This is a genomic window from Halobacillus sp. Marseille-P3879 (assembly GCF_900240285.1).
Taxonomy (GTDB): Bacteria; Bacillota; Bacilli; order Bacillales; family Halobacillaceae; genus Halobacillus_A.
Map to the genome: position 1 here is coordinate 109,106 of NZ_OESS01000001.1, position 20,647 is coordinate 129,752.

Annotated in this window: 14 protein-coding genes; 9 read left to right on the top strand and 5 right to left on the bottom strand. The window is 35.6% G+C overall.

Annotated features, from left to right (window positions below; genetic code table 11):
- Window positions 1-65: 65 nt before the first annotated feature.
- From C1A12_RS00650 to C1A12_RS00665, 4 genes are all read right to left on the bottom strand, one after another.
- Window positions 66-458 carry an SRPBCC family protein gene (locus C1A12_RS00650; RefSeq protein WP_101841925.1) on the bottom strand — a complete coding sequence of 131 codons (393 nt, stop codon included), beginning with the start codon at window positions 456-458 and terminating at the stop codon, window positions 66-68.
- A 267-nt stretch (window positions 459-725) separates the two neighbouring features.
- The gene (locus C1A12_RS00655) at window positions 726-1,202 is read right to left on the bottom strand and encodes a hypothetical protein (protein ID WP_101841926.1); all 477 of its coding nucleotides are present in this window, start codon (window positions 1,200-1,202) and stop codon (window positions 726-728) included.
- Window positions 1,203-1,366: 164 nt separating this feature from the next.
- The gene (locus C1A12_RS00660) at window positions 1,367-1,768 is read right to left on the bottom strand and encodes a polyketide cyclase (protein ID WP_101841927.1); all 402 of its coding nucleotides are present in this window, start codon (window positions 1,766-1,768) and stop codon (window positions 1,367-1,369) included.
- Window positions 1,769-2,013: 245 nt separating this feature from the next.
- Complete coding sequence (locus C1A12_RS00665; RefSeq protein WP_101841928.1) at window positions 2,014-3,132, bottom strand: hypothetical protein; 1,119 nt, start codon at window positions 3,130-3,132, stop codon at window positions 2,014-2,016.
- A gap of 203 nt (window positions 3,133-3,335) precedes the next feature.
- On the opposite strand from C1A12_RS00665, the gene rlmH reads away from it, so the two are divergent.
- Window positions 3,336-3,815, top strand: a complete 480-nt coding sequence (gene rlmH / locus C1A12_RS00670) for a 23S rRNA (pseudouridine(1915)-N(3))-methyltransferase RlmH (RefSeq protein WP_101841929.1) — start codon at window positions 3,336-3,338, stop codon at window positions 3,813-3,815.
- A 1,198-nt stretch (window positions 3,816-5,013) separates the two neighbouring features.
- On the opposite strand, the gene C1A12_RS00675 is transcribed toward rlmH, so the two are convergent.
- Window positions 5,014-5,199, bottom strand: coding sequence for a hypothetical protein (locus C1A12_RS00675; RefSeq protein ID WP_101841930.1), 186 nt, complete (start codon window positions 5,197-5,199; stop codon window positions 5,014-5,016).
- 1,059 nt (window positions 5,200-6,258) lie between these two features.
- On the opposite strand from C1A12_RS00675, the gene C1A12_RS00680 reads away from it, so the two are divergent.
- The 8 genes from C1A12_RS00680 to C1A12_RS00715 all read left to right on the top strand — a co-directional run bounded on the left by C1A12_RS00680 (window position 6,259) and on the right by C1A12_RS00715 (window position 20,601).
- Entirely contained in the window at window positions 6,259-6,504 is a 246-nt protein-coding gene (locus tag C1A12_RS00680; protein ID WP_101841931.1) for a TIGR04540 family protein, read from the top strand.
- Between the two features lie 30 nt (window positions 6,505-6,534).
- Window positions 6,535-9,759, top strand: coding sequence for a helicase-related protein (locus C1A12_RS00685; protein WP_101841932.1), 3,225 nt, complete (start codon window positions 6,535-6,537; stop codon window positions 9,757-9,759).
- A gap of 8 nt (window positions 9,760-9,767) precedes the next feature.
- A complete protein-coding gene (locus C1A12_RS00690) occupies window positions 9,768-10,532 on the top strand; it encodes a DUF4391 domain-containing protein (RefSeq protein ID WP_101841933.1) in 765 nt (254 codons plus the stop codon).
- Window positions 10,533-12,368, top strand: coding sequence for a site-specific DNA-methyltransferase (locus C1A12_RS00695; RefSeq protein WP_101841934.1), 1,836 nt, complete (start codon window positions 10,533-10,535; stop codon window positions 12,366-12,368).
- Window positions 12,369-12,386: 18 nt separating this feature from the next.
- Window positions 12,387-15,371: a type III restriction-modification system endonuclease gene (locus C1A12_RS00700; RefSeq protein WP_101841935.1), complete on the top strand. Its 2,985-nt coding sequence runs from the start codon at window positions 12,387-12,389 to the stop codon at window positions 15,369-15,371.
- Window positions 15,372-15,599: 228 nt separating this feature from the next.
- On the top strand, window positions 15,600-17,609 hold the full coding sequence (locus C1A12_RS00705) for an ATP-dependent endonuclease (RefSeq protein ID WP_101841936.1): 2,010 nt from the start codon (window positions 15,600-15,602) through the stop codon (window positions 17,607-17,609).
- A 29-nt stretch (window positions 17,610-17,638) separates the two neighbouring features.
- On the top strand, window positions 17,639-19,591 hold the full coding sequence (locus C1A12_RS00710) for a UvrD-helicase domain-containing protein (protein WP_101841937.1): 1,953 nt from the start codon (window positions 17,639-17,641) through the stop codon (window positions 19,589-19,591).
- Window positions 19,592-19,881: 290 nt separating this feature from the next.
- Window positions 19,882-20,601 carry a UTRA domain-containing protein gene (locus tag C1A12_RS00715; RefSeq protein WP_101841938.1) on the top strand — a complete coding sequence of 240 codons (720 nt, stop codon included), beginning with the start codon at window positions 19,882-19,884 and terminating at the stop codon, window positions 20,599-20,601.
- Window positions 20,602-20,647: the final 46 nt, after the last annotated feature.

The window sequence follows — 20,647 nt, forward strand, 5'->3', positions numbered from 1 at the left end:
AAAAACGCTGATATTAAACAAAGGTCCGCTCTCTCTGGCATCAAGCTAGAGAGAGTGGACCTTTGTTATAGTTCCAGTGTTTCCTTCAACATCTGCAGATCATTCGCTATCATCGCTGCATCCAGCATGAAATGATCCTCCGACATCTCCGGCAGCCGGAATAACGTAAACAATACCTCGCATCCCGGACCATTCGGAATCACCCGCATCGGATTAAGGATCTCCGCCCCACCACCTATCGTTACATAATGATCCAGCACCCCATATGGATTATCATCAACAAATCGAATTTTGGCCGGCCCATCCTCCGTCTCTACCATCCACTCGTCATTCCGATTCGCCACCGTCAGACAGAACGATTTCGCCCATGCCGGCAGGTTCATCGGCTCATGCACAAAACGGTACACCTCCTGCATCGGCCTGTTGATCGTAACACTTATCGTTTTCGTCTCAAACATAGTCAGCAACTCCTTCACCTATCCATACCCTGTTTTGAGAAGAAAATATCCTGAATTATTGTTCTTTCTGGCAGCGAAATTCCGGGTATTCAAATTACAAATAATGTCACAACATGACTGTCAGTCGTATTCTGACAATAAATGGGAACAAGAGAGACAGATCTCCTTATCACTCTGGTGATTTTTTCCAACAAAAAAGCCAGCTTTATAGCTGACCTGCGATGCATTCGATGGTATGTACTGTTTATGGATAAGAGTTGGAATGGTTTAGAGTTTCTTGCTTGTAAGCTCTAAAGGAATGGTTTCTTTTTTCTCACCCCATTCAATCGTAAGTTCAAGAGAAGCATCTTCTTTTAAGTAAGCTTCAGATCCATCTGTCTCATGCAAAGCTTCAGAAGAAGATAAGATACCTAATCGTGATTGGAAATGACTCAAGGATGCTTGTGATTCTACTATCTGTTCACCCTGGATTTCCCAACTAATCGGATAATCGTCATCATTCTTCTCTTTTTCTTCCTTATTCTCTCCAATATATTTGATCACTGGTTTTTCAAGATAATTATATTTGCCATGGGACTCTTCATTGGGAGATTGCTGAACTTCAAAGACCACTTCCCAGTTCGAGTTTTCCCCTTCAAACACAAGCTGAGCAGGAATATTTCCTTCACTACTGGTTGTTTCAGTGTCAGAACAGGCTGTAAAGAATAACGTGATCATTCCTAATAAGAGAAAAGTGTGCTTCAATATTTTTATCACTCCAAATACGTCTAAAAGCATAACTGCTTTGAATAAACAGTTATGCTTCTATACGATCGATTTCTTTATTTAATGGTGGTAATTTTAGCAGAGCTATCTAAAGAAATCCATGGCTCACGCAGGATAGAAACTGAAAAAGAAGACAATAAAAACTAGCCTTCTATTTGTTCAACGGTCTCCTTCAGCCGCCGCAAATCATCAAGCAGCAGCGATCCATCCAGCAGGAAATCCTCCTCCGACACCTCAGGGCGGCGGAACAACGTCGCGACCACCTCAGAGCGGTCTCCATTTTCAAGCACCCGCAGCGGATGATTCATCTCCTCACCCGTCGCAAGCTTTAAGTAAAAGTCCAGCACCCCGTACGGATTATCTTCGGTGAACCACACGCGGGCCGCTCCGTCTCCCGTTTCGACGAACCACTCATCGTTTTTATATGCGACCGACAGGCAGAAAGACTTGGCCCAGGCTGCCAGGTTCATCGGCTCGCGCACGAACCGGTAGACATCCTCTGCGTGTGCATCTATCGATATACTGACTGTTCTTGCATTCAGCATTTCATCCCCTCCACAAACAACAAACATTTTCTACTTCTTTACCCCATCATCCCCTTATGGTAAAACCTCTATTCTACCCAGGAGGGAAAAAAGGACATAAAAAAGATTCCGTTCCAAAATACAATAAGGAATCCCTTTCTACAAAAGATATGATTTTCGTTATAGTGCACCCCGTTCATACAGAGTCCAAATGTCCCCCGATTGGAAAAAGCCTGCCCCGACTTTTGCGGGAACAGGCTTTTCACTTACTGATAATTGATAATCGCTGGATTAGGATCCATTTTTAAAACATCTTCAGGCTCCATGACTGGCTCATCTTTATCATAAAAGATCTTAAACCCGCCGTACTGGTTCGGTTCATCCCGCACAAATTTGCGGTAGAGCGAGTGTTTGGCGTCAGAGTTGCCCCAGCCGTCATAATTGAGGGCAACTTGAACATTGTCCGTTGGCTCAATCGCTTCTTTATTCGTCAGCGCCGCATCGGTAAACTGGTGGACAAAAACGAATTTATCCGGAAGATCGTTCTCTTCCGTCAGCTGTGAGACATACTTAACGGCTTCCTGCACTTCCGCACCATCAACCTGGCCGAGATCCTCTCCAGGGGTTTCTCCTTCCCCGACATGGAATTCCGTATCAATCGCCAGATGAACATGAGGGTGCTTCAGCCACTTCTCAATCGATTTCACCTGATTCATAACAGAGTCCGTGCCAAGCTGAACATCCAGCATCACAAGCGCATCATGCTCCTCCGCCAGCTCAACATACTCCTCAATATTCTCATCCGAGGTCTTACGCACATAATCCCCATCCGGACCAGGTTCACTCTGAGCCATCGTCGTAATCAGCTCAATCGTCGGAACCGCCGGACGTTCCGGATCCGCATCCGAATACGCCTGCGTCTGCTCCTTCAGTTTCTCCATATACTCATCCGGCTCCATCGTACCCAGAATCCCCATATTCTCAGATTCCGGCGTCCCATAAAAAGCGACAAGACGATGGTCCTTCAACGGCCCGTCCGACTCATCTTCAGCCCCGGCAGACAGCGTTTCCCCAACAGGAATCGAACGCTCAGGATCGCCGCCCTGCGCCTGCGCTTCAGGCATCTGCTCCCGCTCCTCCTCAGACAAGCTTTCCTTTAAAGGCTCAGCATCCTCCGAAGGCTCTACAGGCTTAAACGGCTGCTCCGGCTCTTTACTTTCTTCCTCTTCCTTCTCATTTTCCTTTTCTTCCTTTTCACCCGGATCGCTTTCTTCTTCAGTCGAATCCTGATTCTCATCATCCGAAGAAGTCGGAGACGAATCCGTACAAGCCGCCAACAGCACCATAAGTCCAACAGCCGCTAACAGCAGCAAGAATTTTTTCATCAACGCATACACATCCTTTTTCATAAGCAGTAAAGCTAACTATAAATAGAATATTGAGGAAGTGTATCACATTTTTTCTAAATTCAAACCCATGTAAACAAATTGATAGAAAACCTTCACAACACACTAAAAAAGCACTCAGAAAGCACCCCCTCATTCATGGTAAAATAGAACGAAGAAAAACAAGCGGGAGGACGAACCCAATGAAAATAACCATCGTAACCGTCGGAAAACTAAAAGAAAAATACTTAAAACAAGGCATTGACGAATACATCAAACGCCTCACCCCTTATGCGAAAGTCGATATCGTTGAAGTCCCCGACGAAAAAGCACCCGAGAACTTAAGTGAAGCGCAAATGCTTGAAGTCAAGCAGAAGGAAGGGGAGCGGATTCTATCAAAAATCCAGCAGGATACATACGTGATTACGCTTGAAATCGAAGGCAAGCAGCTGACTTCTGAAAAACTCGCCAAGCAGCTTGATGACCTGGCGACGTATGGGAAGAGTAAGGTGGCGTTTGTGATTGGCGGATCACTTGGCTTGAGTGACGAGGTGCTGAAGCGGAGTGATTATGGGATGTCATTCTCGAAGATGACGTTTCCTCATCAGTTGATGCGGTTGATGTTGGTGGAGCAGGTGTATCGGGCATTTAAGATTATTAGGGGGGAACCTTATCATAAGTAAGTACAAAGTCATCTTGAGATAAAACGTCAAACAACAATTTAATGCCCATGGCGCTTTTTTTATCTGGCGAATTATTTTCATTGACTTTATTTTATTTATAATATTATGAAAAAATTCTTTTGTTTTTCAGGGTTTATTTTCGATATCACCTCTGAAATCGCGTTTAATTTTGTGCAAAACTTTTGAACTAGAATATGGACTTTTTTGAACTATAAAGTACGGGAGTTTTAGCTTCTGGTTTGGCTACTGAAATAACTATTTCTGGCGAACTAGTATATTCAGATTTCGATAAGACAAAATCTTTTCTTCTTATAATAGAATTTATTTTATCGTTTGTTTATGTATCGTTATATTTAAAGAAAAAGTAAACAAACTAATAGATATTAATAAACAATTTATTTGAAAGAGGACAACTAAAAATATAAAAAGCGATATTGATGAAATAAAATCTAAGTTAAATAATGAGAATAATCAGCTGACCAATATTTGTGATTTAACTGAAATAAATTATCGATTCAATCGTAGAAATTATAATTTTCTGATTATAGATAAAGTTTAAAGGGCGAGTAAATCGCTCTTTTTTATTTCTTGGCTCTAAAATATTTCTTATTGTATTAAAAACGTACAGTTAAAAAAAATGATGTAAAAGTTACGAAGAGGTGGTAGTGTCTACAGGCTATAACCTTGCTCCAATTATGACAGAACTGACTTTTCCTGACGTTTCTTTAGCTTATATGCATGTACAAAAAGGCTCAAAGTCAATTAACTTAATTCAAGTGGTTCACAAATATCATAGGTGGATCTTTTTCTTGTCCGAAGTGGGTTGAAAAGATGTCAGTGGTGGCTACCAACCATGTCTCTCTAAAGTGTTAGTATATAAATTAGAAAGAATAAGTAGAAGAACAAAACATTTGATTGAAATGTCATACCTATTTGCTTAGAAAGAAGTAGCCTTATCGTTACAAAACCAATTTGATACAGTACCACGATGGGTAGATTCTTCTTTTGTACAAGGGCAAGTATAGTGGAACTTAAAAGATGTATACCAGAGAAAAAAACAAAGCGGGACTTGAATCAACAAGAGCAAGAAGTCATAAAAGTGGAAGAGCAAAGAAAGATAAAAAGGAAATGGTTTAGACACTCATTATTTAAGATGAGTGTCTTCTTCTATTGGGGGCGCACGACAACAAAAGCTAAATTAATTTGTAAAGAATACTACCACAGGTGCGAAAACAAAAAACAAAAATGCAAAAAATACCATACCATATGTCACTTCAATATTCATGATATCTTGAATTAAACTTTTCTTCATTTCCTTCACTTCTTGGACAAGATTTTTTTTCTTTTTACATTGACGTCTGGTTATTTGATGTGGGTTTTCCATTAACATATTTCTCCTCTCTATTAGTGGGATTTTTATATCATTACCAAGGATAATTCCTAATTATACATTATTTTCATTTGAAAGTACCATTTAAGATTAAATAAATGGTAATGATGACCTACTCGACATGGCACAGCTGAAGAAAGGAGCTCTTGGTACATCCCCACAACGTCCTGAAACCTTATGGCTCCTCCCCGAAGCATCGACACTCGTCTCCAAACCTCAGTATTCACTTCTTTCAACATCTCCTCTAGAAACACAGGGAATGAGGTATTTTTGAGGTGACTTTCATAAAAGGTATGGGATGGAAGCGGCTTACGAAGTGATGTGGTCTAATCAAGTGGGCATAAACTGTGCTTTTGGTATGTGTGATTATTCCTAAACTATACAATTGGTGATGCTATAGTAGGTAAGTAAACGGCAAATGACCTAACTTTTTGATTATGGTCTTTACCTAGGTTTGCTTGTTTTAGAAGTTAAAGATTATATCTTACTCACCGCCTTAATCACGATGAATATATGATTAATAGCAGTACTAATAAGCTAGTAACAGTAATATCTCCTTTAAAACAATCAAGGGATTAACATGTTTCATATTCATGATTTGCTTAAGAAAGACGGAAAGCTAATTAATCAAGAAGGGAAATATCTAGGTAAGTTAAAATTCCCATGTGGTTTTGGAACTGTACTTACACATCTTAGCCAGAAGCAATGAATAAAAGTGCCTGCCCCCTATCTGTTAAAGCGATAAAGCGGTGGGGTAAGGGCCTTTAAAGGTAAGCCGTACACCAAAATAGGGCACTTACGGTCTGATAGGGGCGTTCCTCTCACCACGCAAGTCGTCTCTGTCAAACATAAAAAGACGTCGTTTATCCTTAATGGACAAACAACAGCTTATTCAAAGGGGTGGGGATGAAACGGAAGGGTACCCCTCTTGTTATATAAATGCAGGTACCTAGAGAATTTATATACTATTTTTTCCTTTTCTATTGTGTTACTTCAGTACTATCTATAAAATAAAAAATAAGTATAAAAAAAGTAAGAGTAGGTGACTTCAACGTGGAAGTTAAACTGTTTCAAAGAACACAAAGGGATTTAGCGGCGTCTATTAATCTAGTAATCGATAAATACTGGGAAGATTCTATTAGTGAAGAAGACATGGTTAAGTTGATTAATAAATTGTACATAAATAATGAAGAGAAATTTAAGAGAAATGGAAATTACACAACAGTACTTCGTCAACAGTGTGGGAAAAGAAGGTTATCTGTTGTCAGTAAAGTCCTTCAACCAAAAGAAGTATCGTAAGGGAAACTAATGGCTTAGGAGTTGTAGAAAATGCAAAAAGTATTAGACAACAAAAGCTTGGGATTGATAGGGGATACGTTAAAAGAAGATATTCGTTCAAATTCTAAATTAACTATTATGTCAGCGTACTTCTCCATCTATGCATTTCAAGAGCTAAAAAAGCAATTGTTAAAAGTAGATAGTGTGAAATTGTTATTTACCGAACCTACTTTTACAAATACAAACGAGAAATCAGAAATGCAAATGTTTAGAGAAAAGGGTATTGCAGGATTTGAAGATGAAGCCAAGTTTAGAAATCAGCTCAACCAACATAAAATTGCAAAAGAATGCGCAGAATGGTTGAGAGATAAAGTCGAAGTCAAATCAATGAAACACAGTTCTCCAATGAGTATGATAAACATTTTAAACCCAAGACATAATGACGTGAATTTATTCGGAAGTACTCATTTTACAAGTGGTTACTTAGGTTTCACATATTCTAACGTACCTACTGCCGCCAATTACACAAATGATAATGTAGCGACCGAACAGTACGTTAACTTATTTGAATCTCACTGGAGTGATCCGGTGCATTTAGAAGAGGTGAAAGAAAGCCTATTAGAACACCTAGAAGTATTACATAAAGATCATTCTCCAGAATTCATATACTTTGTAACGCTATATCATATATTCAAAGATTATTTAGACGAGCTTGATGAAGAGGCGATTGTTAAGTCGAAAACGGGCTTCCAGGATACGTCAATATGGAACAAACTTTATAAATTTCAGCGTGATGGCGTACTTGGAGCTATCGATAAATTAGAAAAATATAATGGTTGCATCATTGCAGATAGTGTTGGACTTGGGAAAACCTTTGAAGCACTAGCTGTCATCAAATATTACGAACTAAGAAATGATAGAGTGCTCGTCCTAAGCCCGAAGAAATTACGGGAAAACTGGACAATTTATACACAAAACGATAAAAGAAATCTATTGGCTGATGATCGTTTCAATTATGATGTATTGAATCATACCGATCTAAGTAGGTATCAAGGGATGTCTGCGGATATCAATTTGGAAACGGTGAATTGGAGCAATTATGATTTGATTGTTATAGATGAATCTCATAACTTCCGTAATAATGAAGCACGGAAAGACAGAGAAACAAGATATCAACGTCTGATGAATAAAGTTATTAAATCAGGGGTTAAAACAAAGGTTTTAATGCTTTCAGCTACCCCCTTGAATAATCGAATGAATGATCTGAAAAACCAAATGGCATTTATCACTGAAGGTAAGGATGATGCTTTGGAGAATGCAGGTATTAGTAGTGTTGAATCATCATTGAGAAAAGCACAAGTGGCTTTTAATAAGTGGCTTAAGTTAGGTGATGAGGAACGAAATACCGATAAACTATTGGAGATGTTAAATACAGACTATTTTAAGCTATTAGATTCTCTAACAATTGCAAGATCTAGAAAGCATTTAGAAAAATATTATGACCTTAAAAAGATTGGGAAGTTTCCGAAACGGCTAAAACCGATAAACATTTATCCCCCAATCGATAATAAAAATGAATTTCCATCGATGGAGCAAGTGAATAAAATTATTAACCGATTGAATCTCAGTGCATATGCACCATTAAGGTACTTACTGCCAGAAAAAAGAGCTGAGTATAGCAAGAAATATGACACTGTGGTTAAAGGTTCTACCATATTAACTCAAGCAGATAGAGAAAACAGTCTTATTCATTTAATGAGAGTTAATTTACTTAAAAGAATGGAAAGTTCAATTCATTCTTTTGGTTTAACGGTTTCTAAGTTATTGCAATCAATTGATAACTTATTAGATAAACTTGAGCATTACAAAGACTATTCTGCTCAATCAATGTCTATTTCTGATATTGATTTAGAAGATGATGCATTTGAAGATATGTTGATTGGCGCTAAAGTAAAAGTTCTTATCCAAGACTTAGATCGTATCAAGTGGAAACAAGCTCTAGAAGATGACAAAGAGAATCTTGAAGAAATTTTAAGAGAGGCATTTAAGGTTCAACCTGATCGGGATGAAAAGCTACAAAAGTTGAAAACACTCATTCAAGATAAAGTAAACAATCCTATAAATAATAACAATAAGAAAGTTATAGTATTTACAGCATTTGCAGATACCGCTAAATATCTATATGACAATATTGCGGATTGGTCAAATTCGAACCTTGATGTCCACTCAGCTATTGTTACAGGATCTGGGCAAAATAAGTCGAATATGAAAGGTGTGAGAGCGAAAGACATAAATGGTGTCTTAACGCATTTTTCACCTAACTCAAAAAATAGAGATACCTTATATCCAGATATGAAAGATGAGATTGATATTCTTATTGCTACTGACTGCATCTCAGAAGGGCAAAACCTTCAGGATTGTGATTACTTAATAAACTATGATATTCACTGGAACCCTGTACGAATTGTTCAACGATTCGGACGTATCGATCGTTTAGGTTCAACTAATGAGCAAATACAGTTGGTTAATTTCTGGCCAAATATAGAATTGGACGAGTACATTAATCTGGAAGCTCGTGTCACTGGTAGAATGGCCCTGATGGATGTTTCTGCTACGGGAGAAGAGAATGTAATTGAAGGTAAAAGCGATAATATGAATGATTTAGAATATCGTCGTAAACAATTATTTCAATTACAGGATGAGGTTATTGATTTAGAAGAAATGTCTGGTGGTTTATCTATAACAGATTTAACTCTAAACGACTTTAAAATGGATTTAGTTTCATATATGGAAGAGAATAAGGAACTGATAGAACAAACACCAGCAGGACTACACGCATTAGCTAAGATTAATTCAAATGAGATTGATGGTATAGATCCAGGAATCATATTCTGTTTACGTCAAATTAAAGGCGAAAAGGATATTAAAGAACAAAGTGCTTTGGAACCATATTTTTTAGTCTACATTACAGAGGATCGAAGGATTGAGTTTAGTCATGTGAAAAGCAAGCAAATCCTTGATTTATACAGGCATTTGTCGTTAGGAAAAAACCATGTTTACGACAATCTAGTTGATGTATTTAAAGATGAAACAGATGATTATGAAGATATGGAAAAGTATCAAGCCATGTTAACAAGTGCTATTAATTTTATTGTTGGTAAAAATGAAGAAATGGGAATGGCTTCATTATTTAGTATTGGAGAATCTAGCTTGTCCAATGATTCTTTTCAAGAAGCGGACGATTTTGAGCTCATAACGTATCTCGTAGTTAAGTAGGTGAGAAAATGAGAAAGGAATTGATTGCAAAACTGCAAATGCCTAAAAGGACTGTGTTGAACCGAAACATTCCAAAGAAACAGTTTTACGAACAGGCTGAATTATCCAATCAAGAGAAAGAGCTTATAAAAGATGATATAGAAAGCATTTACTTACTATCAATTTGTCGTCAGGATACATTAAATGTACCTAAATATGTGGAGGAAGATCTACATTACGAGGAGATTTATTGGGTATTTGTATCACTTAAATCAACGAAACGCTTTGAAAAAGTTTGTAAGGCGATACATCGAGCATTTCCAAACCCAGTGGTTCTGGTTTGTTCTAATGCAGGACAAGAAATTGCGGTAAGTACTGGACATAAACGATTGAATCAAAACGTTTCTAGTAAGTCTGTGGTAGAAGAATTAAACTTATCACCTTTTATTGATCCATATAGTCATGATGAAGGAGTAGTCAGGTTTATTGAAAGGTTGAGTTTTCCATCTCTTTCTCATCAAAATTTGTATCTATTCTATGATGATTTGTCAAAAGCGACTGAGGCTAGTCAAATTATAAGTCTCATAGGAAGTTACCCTAGCAAAGAACTAAGTCTTCTTGATTCCACAAGGGTTATTAAAGAGATTAATTTAAATGCAGAAGAATTGTTACGTTTGAAAAAAGAACATGATGACCAAACAGATTTTGGTGAAAAAATGAACACTCATATAAAAGTTAAACAAGAAGAAACAAAAAAAGAAAAACTGATTAACCAGTTGAAGGAGTTGTGTTAAGTGGAAAAACTAGATGGAAAAACATTTAATGTTATTAACGACAATATTGAAAAATTAAAAGAGATATTTCCAGAGGTTATAACCGAGGAGAAAATTGATTTTGAAAAACTTCAACAAGCATTAGGCGAAAACATAGAAAAATCTAAGGAACGCTATGACTTTACATGGAACGGAAAATCTGAGGCGATCAACATGGCCCAAAAACAAACAACTGGGACATTAAGGCCCTGTAAAGAAGAAAGTGTCAATTGGGACACAACTCAAAACCTGTACATTGAAGGGGATAATCTTGAGGTATTAAGGGTACTCCAAAATTCTTATAGAAATAAAGTGAAAATGATTTACATTGACCCACCTTATAATACTGGAAATGATTTTATTTACGAAGACGATTTTAAAAATAATGTAAAAAATTACTTGGAAATGAATTTTGAAAATCTAAAATCAAATGCTGAAACTAGTGGGCGTTATCATACAGATTGGTTGAACTTAATGTATCCTAGACTAAAAATTGCTAGGAACTTATTAAAAGATGATGGGGTCATATTTATGTCTATTGATGATGTAGAGGTAAATAATCTAAAAAAGATTTCCGATGAAATTTTTGGTGAGTCAAATTTCATATCTATAATTACAAGAGAGGCTATAAAAGGTGGATCCCAATCCAGACATATTCGTGTAACACATGATTATATTTTAATATATTGTAAAGATATTAACTCTGTTAATTTAACAGGCATAGAGACTGAGGGAATTAAATTAAACCTTGAAGATGAAAAGGGTAAATATGCTAAAGGAAGAGAATTGAATAAATGGGGAGCTGGTTCTCGAAGAGAAGATTCTCCTAGTATGTGGTTTCCAATACCTGGCCCAAATGGTGAAGAGGTTTATCCTATTAGAAATGATGGATCAGAAGGAAGATGGCGGTTAGGAAAAGCAAAAATGCAAAAGTTAGTAGAGGAAAATGATGTTTTATTTGAAAAAAGAGATAATGGTACGTATATCGCTTATCAAAAGATTCGTGATGATTCTCCAAAAATAAAACAATTTACTACGCTATTTACTGATAAGTATATAAACGCTAGAGGTACTGAAGAGATAAAGTCCTTATTTGAAGTGGAACGAACATTATTTGATTATGCGAAACCAGTTGAATTAATAGAAGATCTTATAACAATGTCGAACTTGAACGAACACGATATTGTACTCGATTTTTTTTCAGGGTCTGCAACCACAGCACAAGCATGTATGAAAAAAAGTTTGGAGGATAATAAAGCTATTAAATATATCCTAGTTCAACTTGATGAGTCAACAGGAGAAAATTCAGAAGCAAGAAAATTAGGGTATAGCTTAATACCCGAAGTCGCAAAGGATCGAATTAGAAAATCCGGGAATAAATTACTTTCTAGTGTGTCTGGAAACGATAATAAATTGGATATCGGGTTTAAAGTGTTTAAATTAGATGAAACAAATTTACATACATGGGACTCGGAGAAGGACAATTTAGAACAAAATCTCATTGAGCTAGTCGAGTCCTTAAAAGATGGTAGAACTCAAGAAGATGTTGTATATGAGGTTCTACTTAAATTTGGTGTAGATTTAACTGTTCCAATTAATGAGAAGGAAATTGCAGATAAGACAGTATATGATGTTGGAATGGGATACTTGTTCATTTGCTTAGAGAAAAACTTAGAATTATACGTAATTGAAGAAATAGCGAAAGTAAAACCTACTCGAGTGGTTTTTTATGATGAAAGTTTTAAAGATGATACTGTACGAACTAACGCCCAACAAATATTAAAACGTTATGGTGTAGAGGATGTTCGTGTTATTTAAAAGGAAGGAGGCGTAATTTTGAAAATTAAGTTTGATGAACAACAATATCAATTAGATGCAATTAATTCCACTGTAAATATATTCGAAGGACAACCTGTTAAAGTATCTAATTTCTCAGTAAGCGCTGAAGAATTTTTAGGTCAAGAACAGACTGAATTAGGTATTGGAAATAAACTTGAGTTATCTGATATAGATCTATTGGAGAATGTTCAAGCTATACAAAAAAGAAATCGTCTGACAAAAAGTCAAGATTTACAAGATCGTAACTTCACGGTCGAAATGGAAACAGGAACTGGTAAGACATATGTTTATACAAGGTCTGTTTTTGAATTAAACCAAAGATATGGTTTTTCGAAATTTGTTATTGTTGTGCCAAGTGTAGCAATACGTGAAGGTGTTTATAAGTCATTTCAAATGACAGAGTCACACTTCAAAGAATTATATCCTAGTCAGCACTGCAATTATTTTATTTATGATTCTTCAAAGTTAGAAAAAGTTCGTGAGTTTGCAACTAGTAGTAATATCGAGGTTATGATTATTAATATTGATGCCTTCAAAAAGAGTTTTGAAGACCCTGAAAAAGAAGACAAGGCTAACCTAATTCACCGCGAACGAGATACGATGAATGGGAAAAAACCAATAGAATTTATACAGGAAACGAATCCAATTGTTATTATTGACGAGCCTCAAAGTGTCGACAACACTGATAAAGCAAAAGAAGCAATTGCATCTTTAAACCCTTTATGTAAATTACGTTATTCAGCAACACACAGGGATACTTATAATTTGATGTATAAATTAGATCCTGTGGCAGCATATGAAGAACGGCTCGTGAAGAAAATTGAAGTATTGTCTGTGAAACCTGAAGATGACTTTAATGATCCTTACATTAAGTTAAAGAATGTTTCGAATAAGAACGGCTATCAAGCCACGTTAGAAATGGATGTTCAACAGAAAAACGGTGTAGTTAAACGTAAAAACATCAAGGTTGATCCGAACAAGCGTAGCGATTTGTATGTCTTATCAGGAGAGAGAGACATATATCAAGGTTATTATGTTGAAGGAATAGATTGTTTACCTGGAAATGAATCTATTGAATTTGAAGGGAAACAACCTCTATACCTTGGAGAAGCCATCGGAGAAATGAATGATGCAGTATTAAAACGTTATCAAATTCGAGAAACAATTCGCGCTCACTTAGATAAAGAACTTCAATTGATGCACAAAGGCATTAAAGTATTAAGTTTATTCTTTATTGATAAAGTAGCCAACTATCGAATTTATAATGATGATGGTACTTGGAGTCACGGATCGTATGCGGAGGTTTTTGAAGAAGAATATCTAAATATGATCAAAAACCAGAAATATCAAACGTTATTTAAAGAAGACAGCCCTATTGCAAATTTTAACGTTTCAGAAGTACATGGTGGTTATTTCTCACAAGACAAAAAAGGTCGCTTTAAAGATAGTAATCTTAAAAAAGATGGAACACTGCGTTCGAATAAAGACGATGAATCGTTCTTTGAGTTAATCATGAAGAAGAAAGAAGAGCTTTTAAGCTTCGATACACCATTGAGATTTATTTTCTCTCACTCTGCTTTGAAAGAAGGTTGGGACAATCCTAATGTCTTTCAAATTTGTACACTAGTTGAAACCAAAGATACGTTAACGAAGCGTCAGAAAATTGGTCGAGGTCTGAGGTTACCTGTTAAGGATGACGGTCGTCGTCATTTTGATGAAAATGATAACGTTCTGACTGTAGTAGCGAATGAATCGTACGAAGAGTTTGCTGATTCACTACAAAAAGAAATGGAATCAGAAACGGGTGTGCGATTTGGATTTATCGAGAAACATACATTTGCACCGATCACTTATACGAATGAAGACAATGAAAAAGAGGCCCTTGGTTCAGATGAGTCCGAGAAAATTTATAATTATTTTGTTGCTCAGAACTATATAGATAGGAAAGGTAAAATCAAAGATTCACTCAAGCAAGATTTAGCTCAAGGAGTTATGGAAATACCAGAGGAATACAGTGTAGTTAAGAAAGATATTGAAGAAACCTTAAAGAGAGCTATCAAGAAGCTACCAGTATTTAATTATGATGATAAAGTTAAAGTCCAACCTGATAAGCAAGTTTTACTTAGTGATGATTTTAAGCAATTATGGAATCGCATTAAGCATAAAACCACTTATTCTGTTGACATTGACACCGAAACACTGATTAAGAAGAGTGTGGAGGAAATTCAAAGACTCCCAAGATTTCGAGCGCGTAAAATAAGGCGTGAAACAGCTAACTTAGACATTACTGAAGCTGGTGTTAAAGGTGAAGGCGGGGGAGTAAGATTCTATGAAGCTGAAGAAGAAACCAGACAACTACCAGACATCTTAAGGTACTTACAAGATCAAACGAATTTAAAGCGCCGTACAATAGTCGATATACTCATTAAGTCTAAACGCTTGGATGATTTTAAGAAAAACCCACAATCATTCATGGAAGAAGTCATGAAAATTATTAATAAAGAAAAACGTAAATTAATCATTGATGGCATCAAGTATGAAAAGATCGGAGACCATGAATACTTTGAGCAATCATTGTTTGAGAGTGAAGAATTGATTGGTTATTTGAAGAAAAATGCAATTGAAGTGGGTGAACACAAATCTGTTTATGATCACATTGTGTATGACTCAAATATAGAAAAAGAGTTTGCTGAGCGGTTAAATAGTGATCCGGATGTTAAGCTCTTTGTTAAATTACCTAGCTTCTTTGTGATAGACACCCCTCTTGGCAACTATAACCCTGATTGGGCTGTTTTAATAGAAAGCGATGGTATAGAGCAGCTATACTTTGTGGTTGAAACTAAAGGAAGTACTGACCAAGAAGACCTGAGGATAGCCGAAAACGGTAAAATTATCTGTGGTCGTAAACATTTTGAAGCACTCGAAGATGGTGTCGAGTATAAACTAGCTAGTACTTATGAAGAGTTAAAACAAGAAGTATAGTCACCTAGATAAACCCCCCTATATCATTTGAAATGAATAGGGGGTTTTAAAAAATTCTTCACGAGCTTGAATACTACAAATAATTTCCATAAGTTACTTAGCTCACAACTTTTATAAAGATGTTTCTTGTTTAGTTCCAATTTAAAAGAGTTTTAATTTCTTGGTAAATATTCATTTGTTTCTACCCCTTTAGTCAAATTTCTTGGATTGAATAGAAGGAGAGTTGTTATGTATTTAAGTAGATTAAAAATATGGAACTATAGAAAATTCAGTCAACACGAAAATAACACTCCTGGGATAATTGTACCTTTCCATAGAAACTTTAATTTACTAGTTGGAGAAAATGATTCTGGTAAGACAGCTATTATTGATGCAATAAAAATAGTATTAGGAACAACAAGCTCTGAATCGATATCTATTGATGAGGATGACTTTTTTATTGATGAGAATGGTAATAGGAGCAGTACCTTTTCTATCGAATGTTTATTTAAAGGATTATCTTCTCGTGAGAAGGGACTTTTTTTGGAATGGCTTACTTTTAATGAAGATGGGAGCTTGGAACTGAGAGTTATCTTGAATGCTGAAAAAACATATGACTTTTCAAAGAAAAAACAAATTATAAATAAAACTATAAAAGCTGGAACTGTCGGAAGTGAAAAGACGTTGGATAATGAAGCGAGAATCCTATTAAACACAACTTATCTAAAGCCTTTGAGAGATGCTGACAATGAATTGAGATCTGGAAGGCAATCTAGATTTGCGCAGATTTTAAAGAATTTGGAGGAGTTTAATCAAGACGATTCCGAAGCTAAGGACAGAGTGGAAAGTGCATTTAACGAGGCAAATGATGTTTTAGAGCAGTTTCTGAAAGAACCAGTTATAGACAAAATGAAGGAGATTGTAAAAGACTTTTTTATAGAAGGTGCTGTAGATAGAGAAGAGTATTTACCAAAAGCAACACCTAAGAAAATGGAACTTTTAGAAATATTACGCAAGCTCGATTTAAGCATTTCTGAACCTTCATCAGGTTTAGGGAGTTCTAATTTATTATTTATTGCTGCAGAGTTATTACTTTTAAACACTAGAGATTTTGGAGCAAACTTAGCACTAATTGAAGAAATAGAATCCCATATTCACCCTCAAGCGCAGCTAAGGCTAATTGAATATTTTACTAATGATCAAGAATTAGGTCAGTACATTTTAACAACACACAGTACAGTCTTGGCTGCCTCTACACACTTAGAGCATATTACATTATTGCATGATAATAAAGCTTTTCCTATGGGGGAAGATTGGACAAAACTTACTTCAGAGGATTATGCATTTCTAGAAAGGTTTTTAGATGCTACGAAGTCAAACTTATTCTTTGCTACAGGTGTAATATTAGTCGAAGGTGATGCAGAAAACCTATTATTGCCTACGTTATCAAGGGCTATTAACAAACCCCTACATAAATATGGAGTTTCAATAGTTAATATTGGAAGCACAGCTTTTAACCGCTATTTACCGATATTTCAAAGATCAGAAAAAAATAGTGAACTTAATATTAATCAACTTACGCTACCTGTTTCGGTAATAACTGATGTCGATATTAAGCCATATGAATATTATGTCGAGGAAACACAAGCTCAAAATGCAATTGTTCTTTCAGAAGAGAAAATAAGTTCTATAAAAGAAACTTTAGAGTTAGAAGACAATTTTGATTTTACTAGTTTAATAGGTATATATGATAAAGAAAGAGACTTTAAAGATAAACTAATGACATATGGGATTGACCCTAATACTTGTATAATCAATTCAATCATTGAAGATATAAAACAAGATTTTAACGAACAAGATATTCAGAACCTAATAGATAGAAAGATTACAAAGTTGAAGGACAAATACAATACAAGTGAAAATGTTTATGTGAGTGTGTCGCCCACTTGGTCGCTAGAACATTGTATCGCAATGAGTAATTTACAACCTTTACTTATGGAATCAATAGTACAAGTTCACTATAAATCAGATCGTTATAGACATATGAAAATAGAAGAATGGAATGACATTGAGGATCATGGGCTCCGTGCTTATAAAATTTATAAATTTATGCTTGATCAAAAGGTATCAAAAGCAATGGTAGCTCAATTTCTAGCTACTAAAATAAATGAAAACATGAGTGAAATTTCGAGTAATATTAGAGATGACAGTTACTTGAATTATATTTTTCAATCAATCTACCACACAACTAATTCTTAACCTAATGATATGCTGAGGTGAATAATATTATGGAGGAGTTCGGAAATGAAGAAATAGCTAAAGTTGAGAAGGTGCTTTTAAAAGGGGGAAACTTTAATGAAGAGCAGTTAGAATTCATTAATTTAATGAGGTCTAGCAACATTTCTGCCTGTCCTGGCTCAGGCAAAACAACATCATTAGTTGCAAAGGTTATCCTTTTGATGAAGAAATTAAAAAATGAAGAAAAGAGTGGTGGCGTATGTGTAATTACGCATACAAATGTAGCTGTGAATGAGATAAACTCTGCTTTAACCAAACTGGGAATGGCATCAATTACATACCCTCATTTTATTGGTACAATCCATGAGTTTTTTAATTATTACATATCAATAAATGCATATGTAAATTACACTTCAAATCCCAGTTCAAAAGTGATTTTCCTTGATGATGATTATTATGATTTGTTCGCTAAAGAGTTTTTAAGAATTCACTCTTGGTGGGATTTTAATCCACCTACATCAATAATAAAGAACTCAAAACTTATAATAAATTCAAACTCAGAATCACCATTGGAATTAGTACCAACTAAAGAAGACCCCGAGTTTTTAGAAAAATTCACAAGGAACTATAATAGGGTTTTAGAGGTTGTCGAACACTTATATAATAATGGGTTTCTGCGTCACTCTGATACTTTTTCTTTAGCTGAGTGGTATTTAGAAAGCTTCGAGGACGATATAACAGATGCTTTGAACAATAGGTTTGATTATGTATTAATTGATGAAGTCCAAGACACGGATGCTATGGCTATACAATTGTTAAATAGATGCTTTCATAACAGTGATACTATTTTTCAAAAAATAGGTGACCCTTACCAATCAATTTACTTTTTTGAGGATGAGTTAGACAATAATGATATTTTTGAAGATAGCAGAGAAATTCTCACTTTACCTAATAGCAATAGGTTTGGAAATAGTATTGCAAGTTTGCTAAACAATGTTATTGATAACAATATAATAGGAAATGATGAGGTTAATTCGCTCGATCCTATTTTAATTCTTTTTTCGAATGAAGTTAGTCAAGATATCCTTAACGTGTATTCGGAGATAATAAACTTCTATGACTATAATAATGCTGAATTCAAAGGAATCAGCAAAGAAGATTATTTAGTTTGTCAACATAAAAATCAAATCATAGCACATTATTATAATGAGATGATCACTCAAAAAAACCTTCCCAAGGTTGAAGGTGTGGGTACAACTTGTTATAAAATGTCTTTAAAGTGGATTAATAAACTTTTAACTTATAAGCTGAATACTAGAGCTCTAGAGGAATTATTAAAAACTAATTCAACATATGAATGGGAAGATTATAAAATCAACCTCGCAAGTTTTATTTCAGATGTCTTGACTGGTAACGAAGACAATGAAGAAATTAGACTAGCAATAGAAGCGGTTATAAATGATTTGCAAAATTTTGTTCTACTAAAAGAGATGAATGAAGAAGAAAAAAGTAGTTTTATTAATTCTTTTATTGTGAATTTAACTAGCATTATTAAACAATTTAGTTCAAACAACAATGAATCCATTAATACATTTAATCATGAGGACTTAGGTACAAGAGTTAGAATTGGTACAATACATTCAGTGAAAGGTGAAACACATAGGTCGACATTATTAGTTGAATCATTTAATCGCTGGGGTAGAGACCTTCCTGAAAAAGATCCACAAATTACTCCTGTAGTCAAATCAATCATTTCAAACCCCGAGGTTGCAGTAGAAGACGCTACAAATCAGATTAGTTATATAGAAAAACAAATATATGTAGCACTTAGTCGCCCAACACATTTAGCAGCATTAGCATTGCCAGTCGAAGAATTCAACACTAATGATATTGAGGTTTTAGAAAATATGGGGTGGCGTGTTCTAAACCTAAATGAATTTAGCTCATACGAGAGTTTTGGTTATAGCTGTAATGATTGGATAAGTGAAAAACTGGGTAGTTAGATTTGAAATTCGATGTAGGGTTATTGCTATTAATAATGGTGAATATAATTTAGAAAATACTCGTAAACCTTCTAATGGAATACGAGTATTTTTGCATAAGTGACGTTATCCCGCTGATAATTTATTTTACCCTAAAAACCGGTACGGTGAACCGTACCATAAATAAACGTAACTGTTAACCAAAAGTGTTTTTACCTCATTTATCCCCACATACCACAGGTTGCAGTTGGACAAGATCTAATTATATGATTATTGTATACGTACGTCAGGTTTACATATAGGAGGCTGTCATGCCTAGAACTAAATTTATGGACATTTACGAAGATCTAAAGGACAAAATCGAACGCCATGTATTTGAGTATCAGCAGCTGATTCCCTCAGAAAATATGCTTGCGAAAGAATATAATTGTTCACGGAACACGGTAAGGCGGGCGATCGCAGAACTTGTTTCTAAGGGGTATCTTCAAACGAAACATGGCAAAGGGGTCCGGGTTATTTATCAGGAATTTAAGCAGAATGAATATATGTTTGGAGAAACGGAAACCTTTAAACAGTTTGCTCAGAGAAACGATAAGCAGCATCGCACAGAGGTTGTCCTTTTTGAAGAAGTCACAGCGGATGAACAAATCCAGGAAATCACTTCAATGCCGCTAGGAACAACGCTTTATCATTTACAGCGGGTGCGTTATCTTGATGGAAACCCGGTGATTATGGATCATAACTATTTTCGGGCCGATGTGGTCAAAGGGTTAACAGTGGAGATTGCTGAAGATTCGATCTATGAATACCTGGAGAAAGAATTAAATCATCGGGTGGTAACGGCGAAGAGGCAGATGATTGTTGAGAAAACAACGCCCCTTGATGAGAAATATCTTAATATGGATGGGTATAATTGTGTGGTTGTCGTGACGAGCTATATTTATAACGAGAACGGCGTTATGTTTGAACGGACACAATCGCGCCATACGCCAGGAAATTTTGTGTTTTTTGATCAAACGCAGCAAAGATAAAAAAAGTGTACGGGAATCCCAAAGGGGGAAACTCGTACACTTTTTT

What these genes read in the sequence shown, in the direction of transcription:
- C1A12_RS00650 (WP_101841925.1), bottom strand. Translation starts at nt 458, where the DNA reads ATGTTTGAGACGAAAACGATAAGTGTTACGATCAACAGGCCGATGCAG.
- C1A12_RS00660 (WP_101841927.1), bottom strand. Translation starts at nt 1,768, where the DNA reads ATGCTGAATGCAAGAACAGTCAGTATATCGATAGATGCACACGCAGAG.
- C1A12_RS00665 (WP_101841928.1), bottom strand. Translation starts at nt 3,132, where the DNA reads ATGAAAAAATTCTTGCTGCTGTTAGCGGCTGTTGGACTTATGGTGCTG.
- rlmH (WP_101841929.1), top strand. Translation starts at nt 3,336, where the DNA reads ATGAAAATAACCATCGTAACCGTCGGAAAACTAAAAGAAAAATACTTA.
- C1A12_RS00675 (WP_101841930.1), bottom strand. Translation starts at nt 5,199, where the DNA reads ATGGAAAACCCACATCAAATAACCAGACGTCAATGTAAAAAGAAAAAA.
- C1A12_RS00685 (WP_101841932.1), top strand. Translation starts at nt 6,535, where the DNA reads ATGCAAAAAGTATTAGACAACAAAAGCTTGGGATTGATAGGGGATACG.
- C1A12_RS00690 (WP_101841933.1), top strand. Translation starts at nt 9,768, where the DNA reads ATGAGAAAGGAATTGATTGCAAAACTGCAAATGCCTAAAAGGACTGTG.
- C1A12_RS00705 (WP_101841936.1), top strand. Translation starts at nt 15,600, where the DNA reads ATGTATTTAAGTAGATTAAAAATATGGAACTATAGAAAATTCAGTCAA.
- C1A12_RS00710 (WP_101841937.1), top strand. Translation starts at nt 17,639, where the DNA reads ATGGAGGAGTTCGGAAATGAAGAAATAGCTAAAGTTGAGAAGGTGCTT.
- C1A12_RS00715 (WP_101841938.1), top strand. Translation starts at nt 19,882, where the DNA reads ATGCCTAGAACTAAATTTATGGACATTTACGAAGATCTAAAGGACAAA.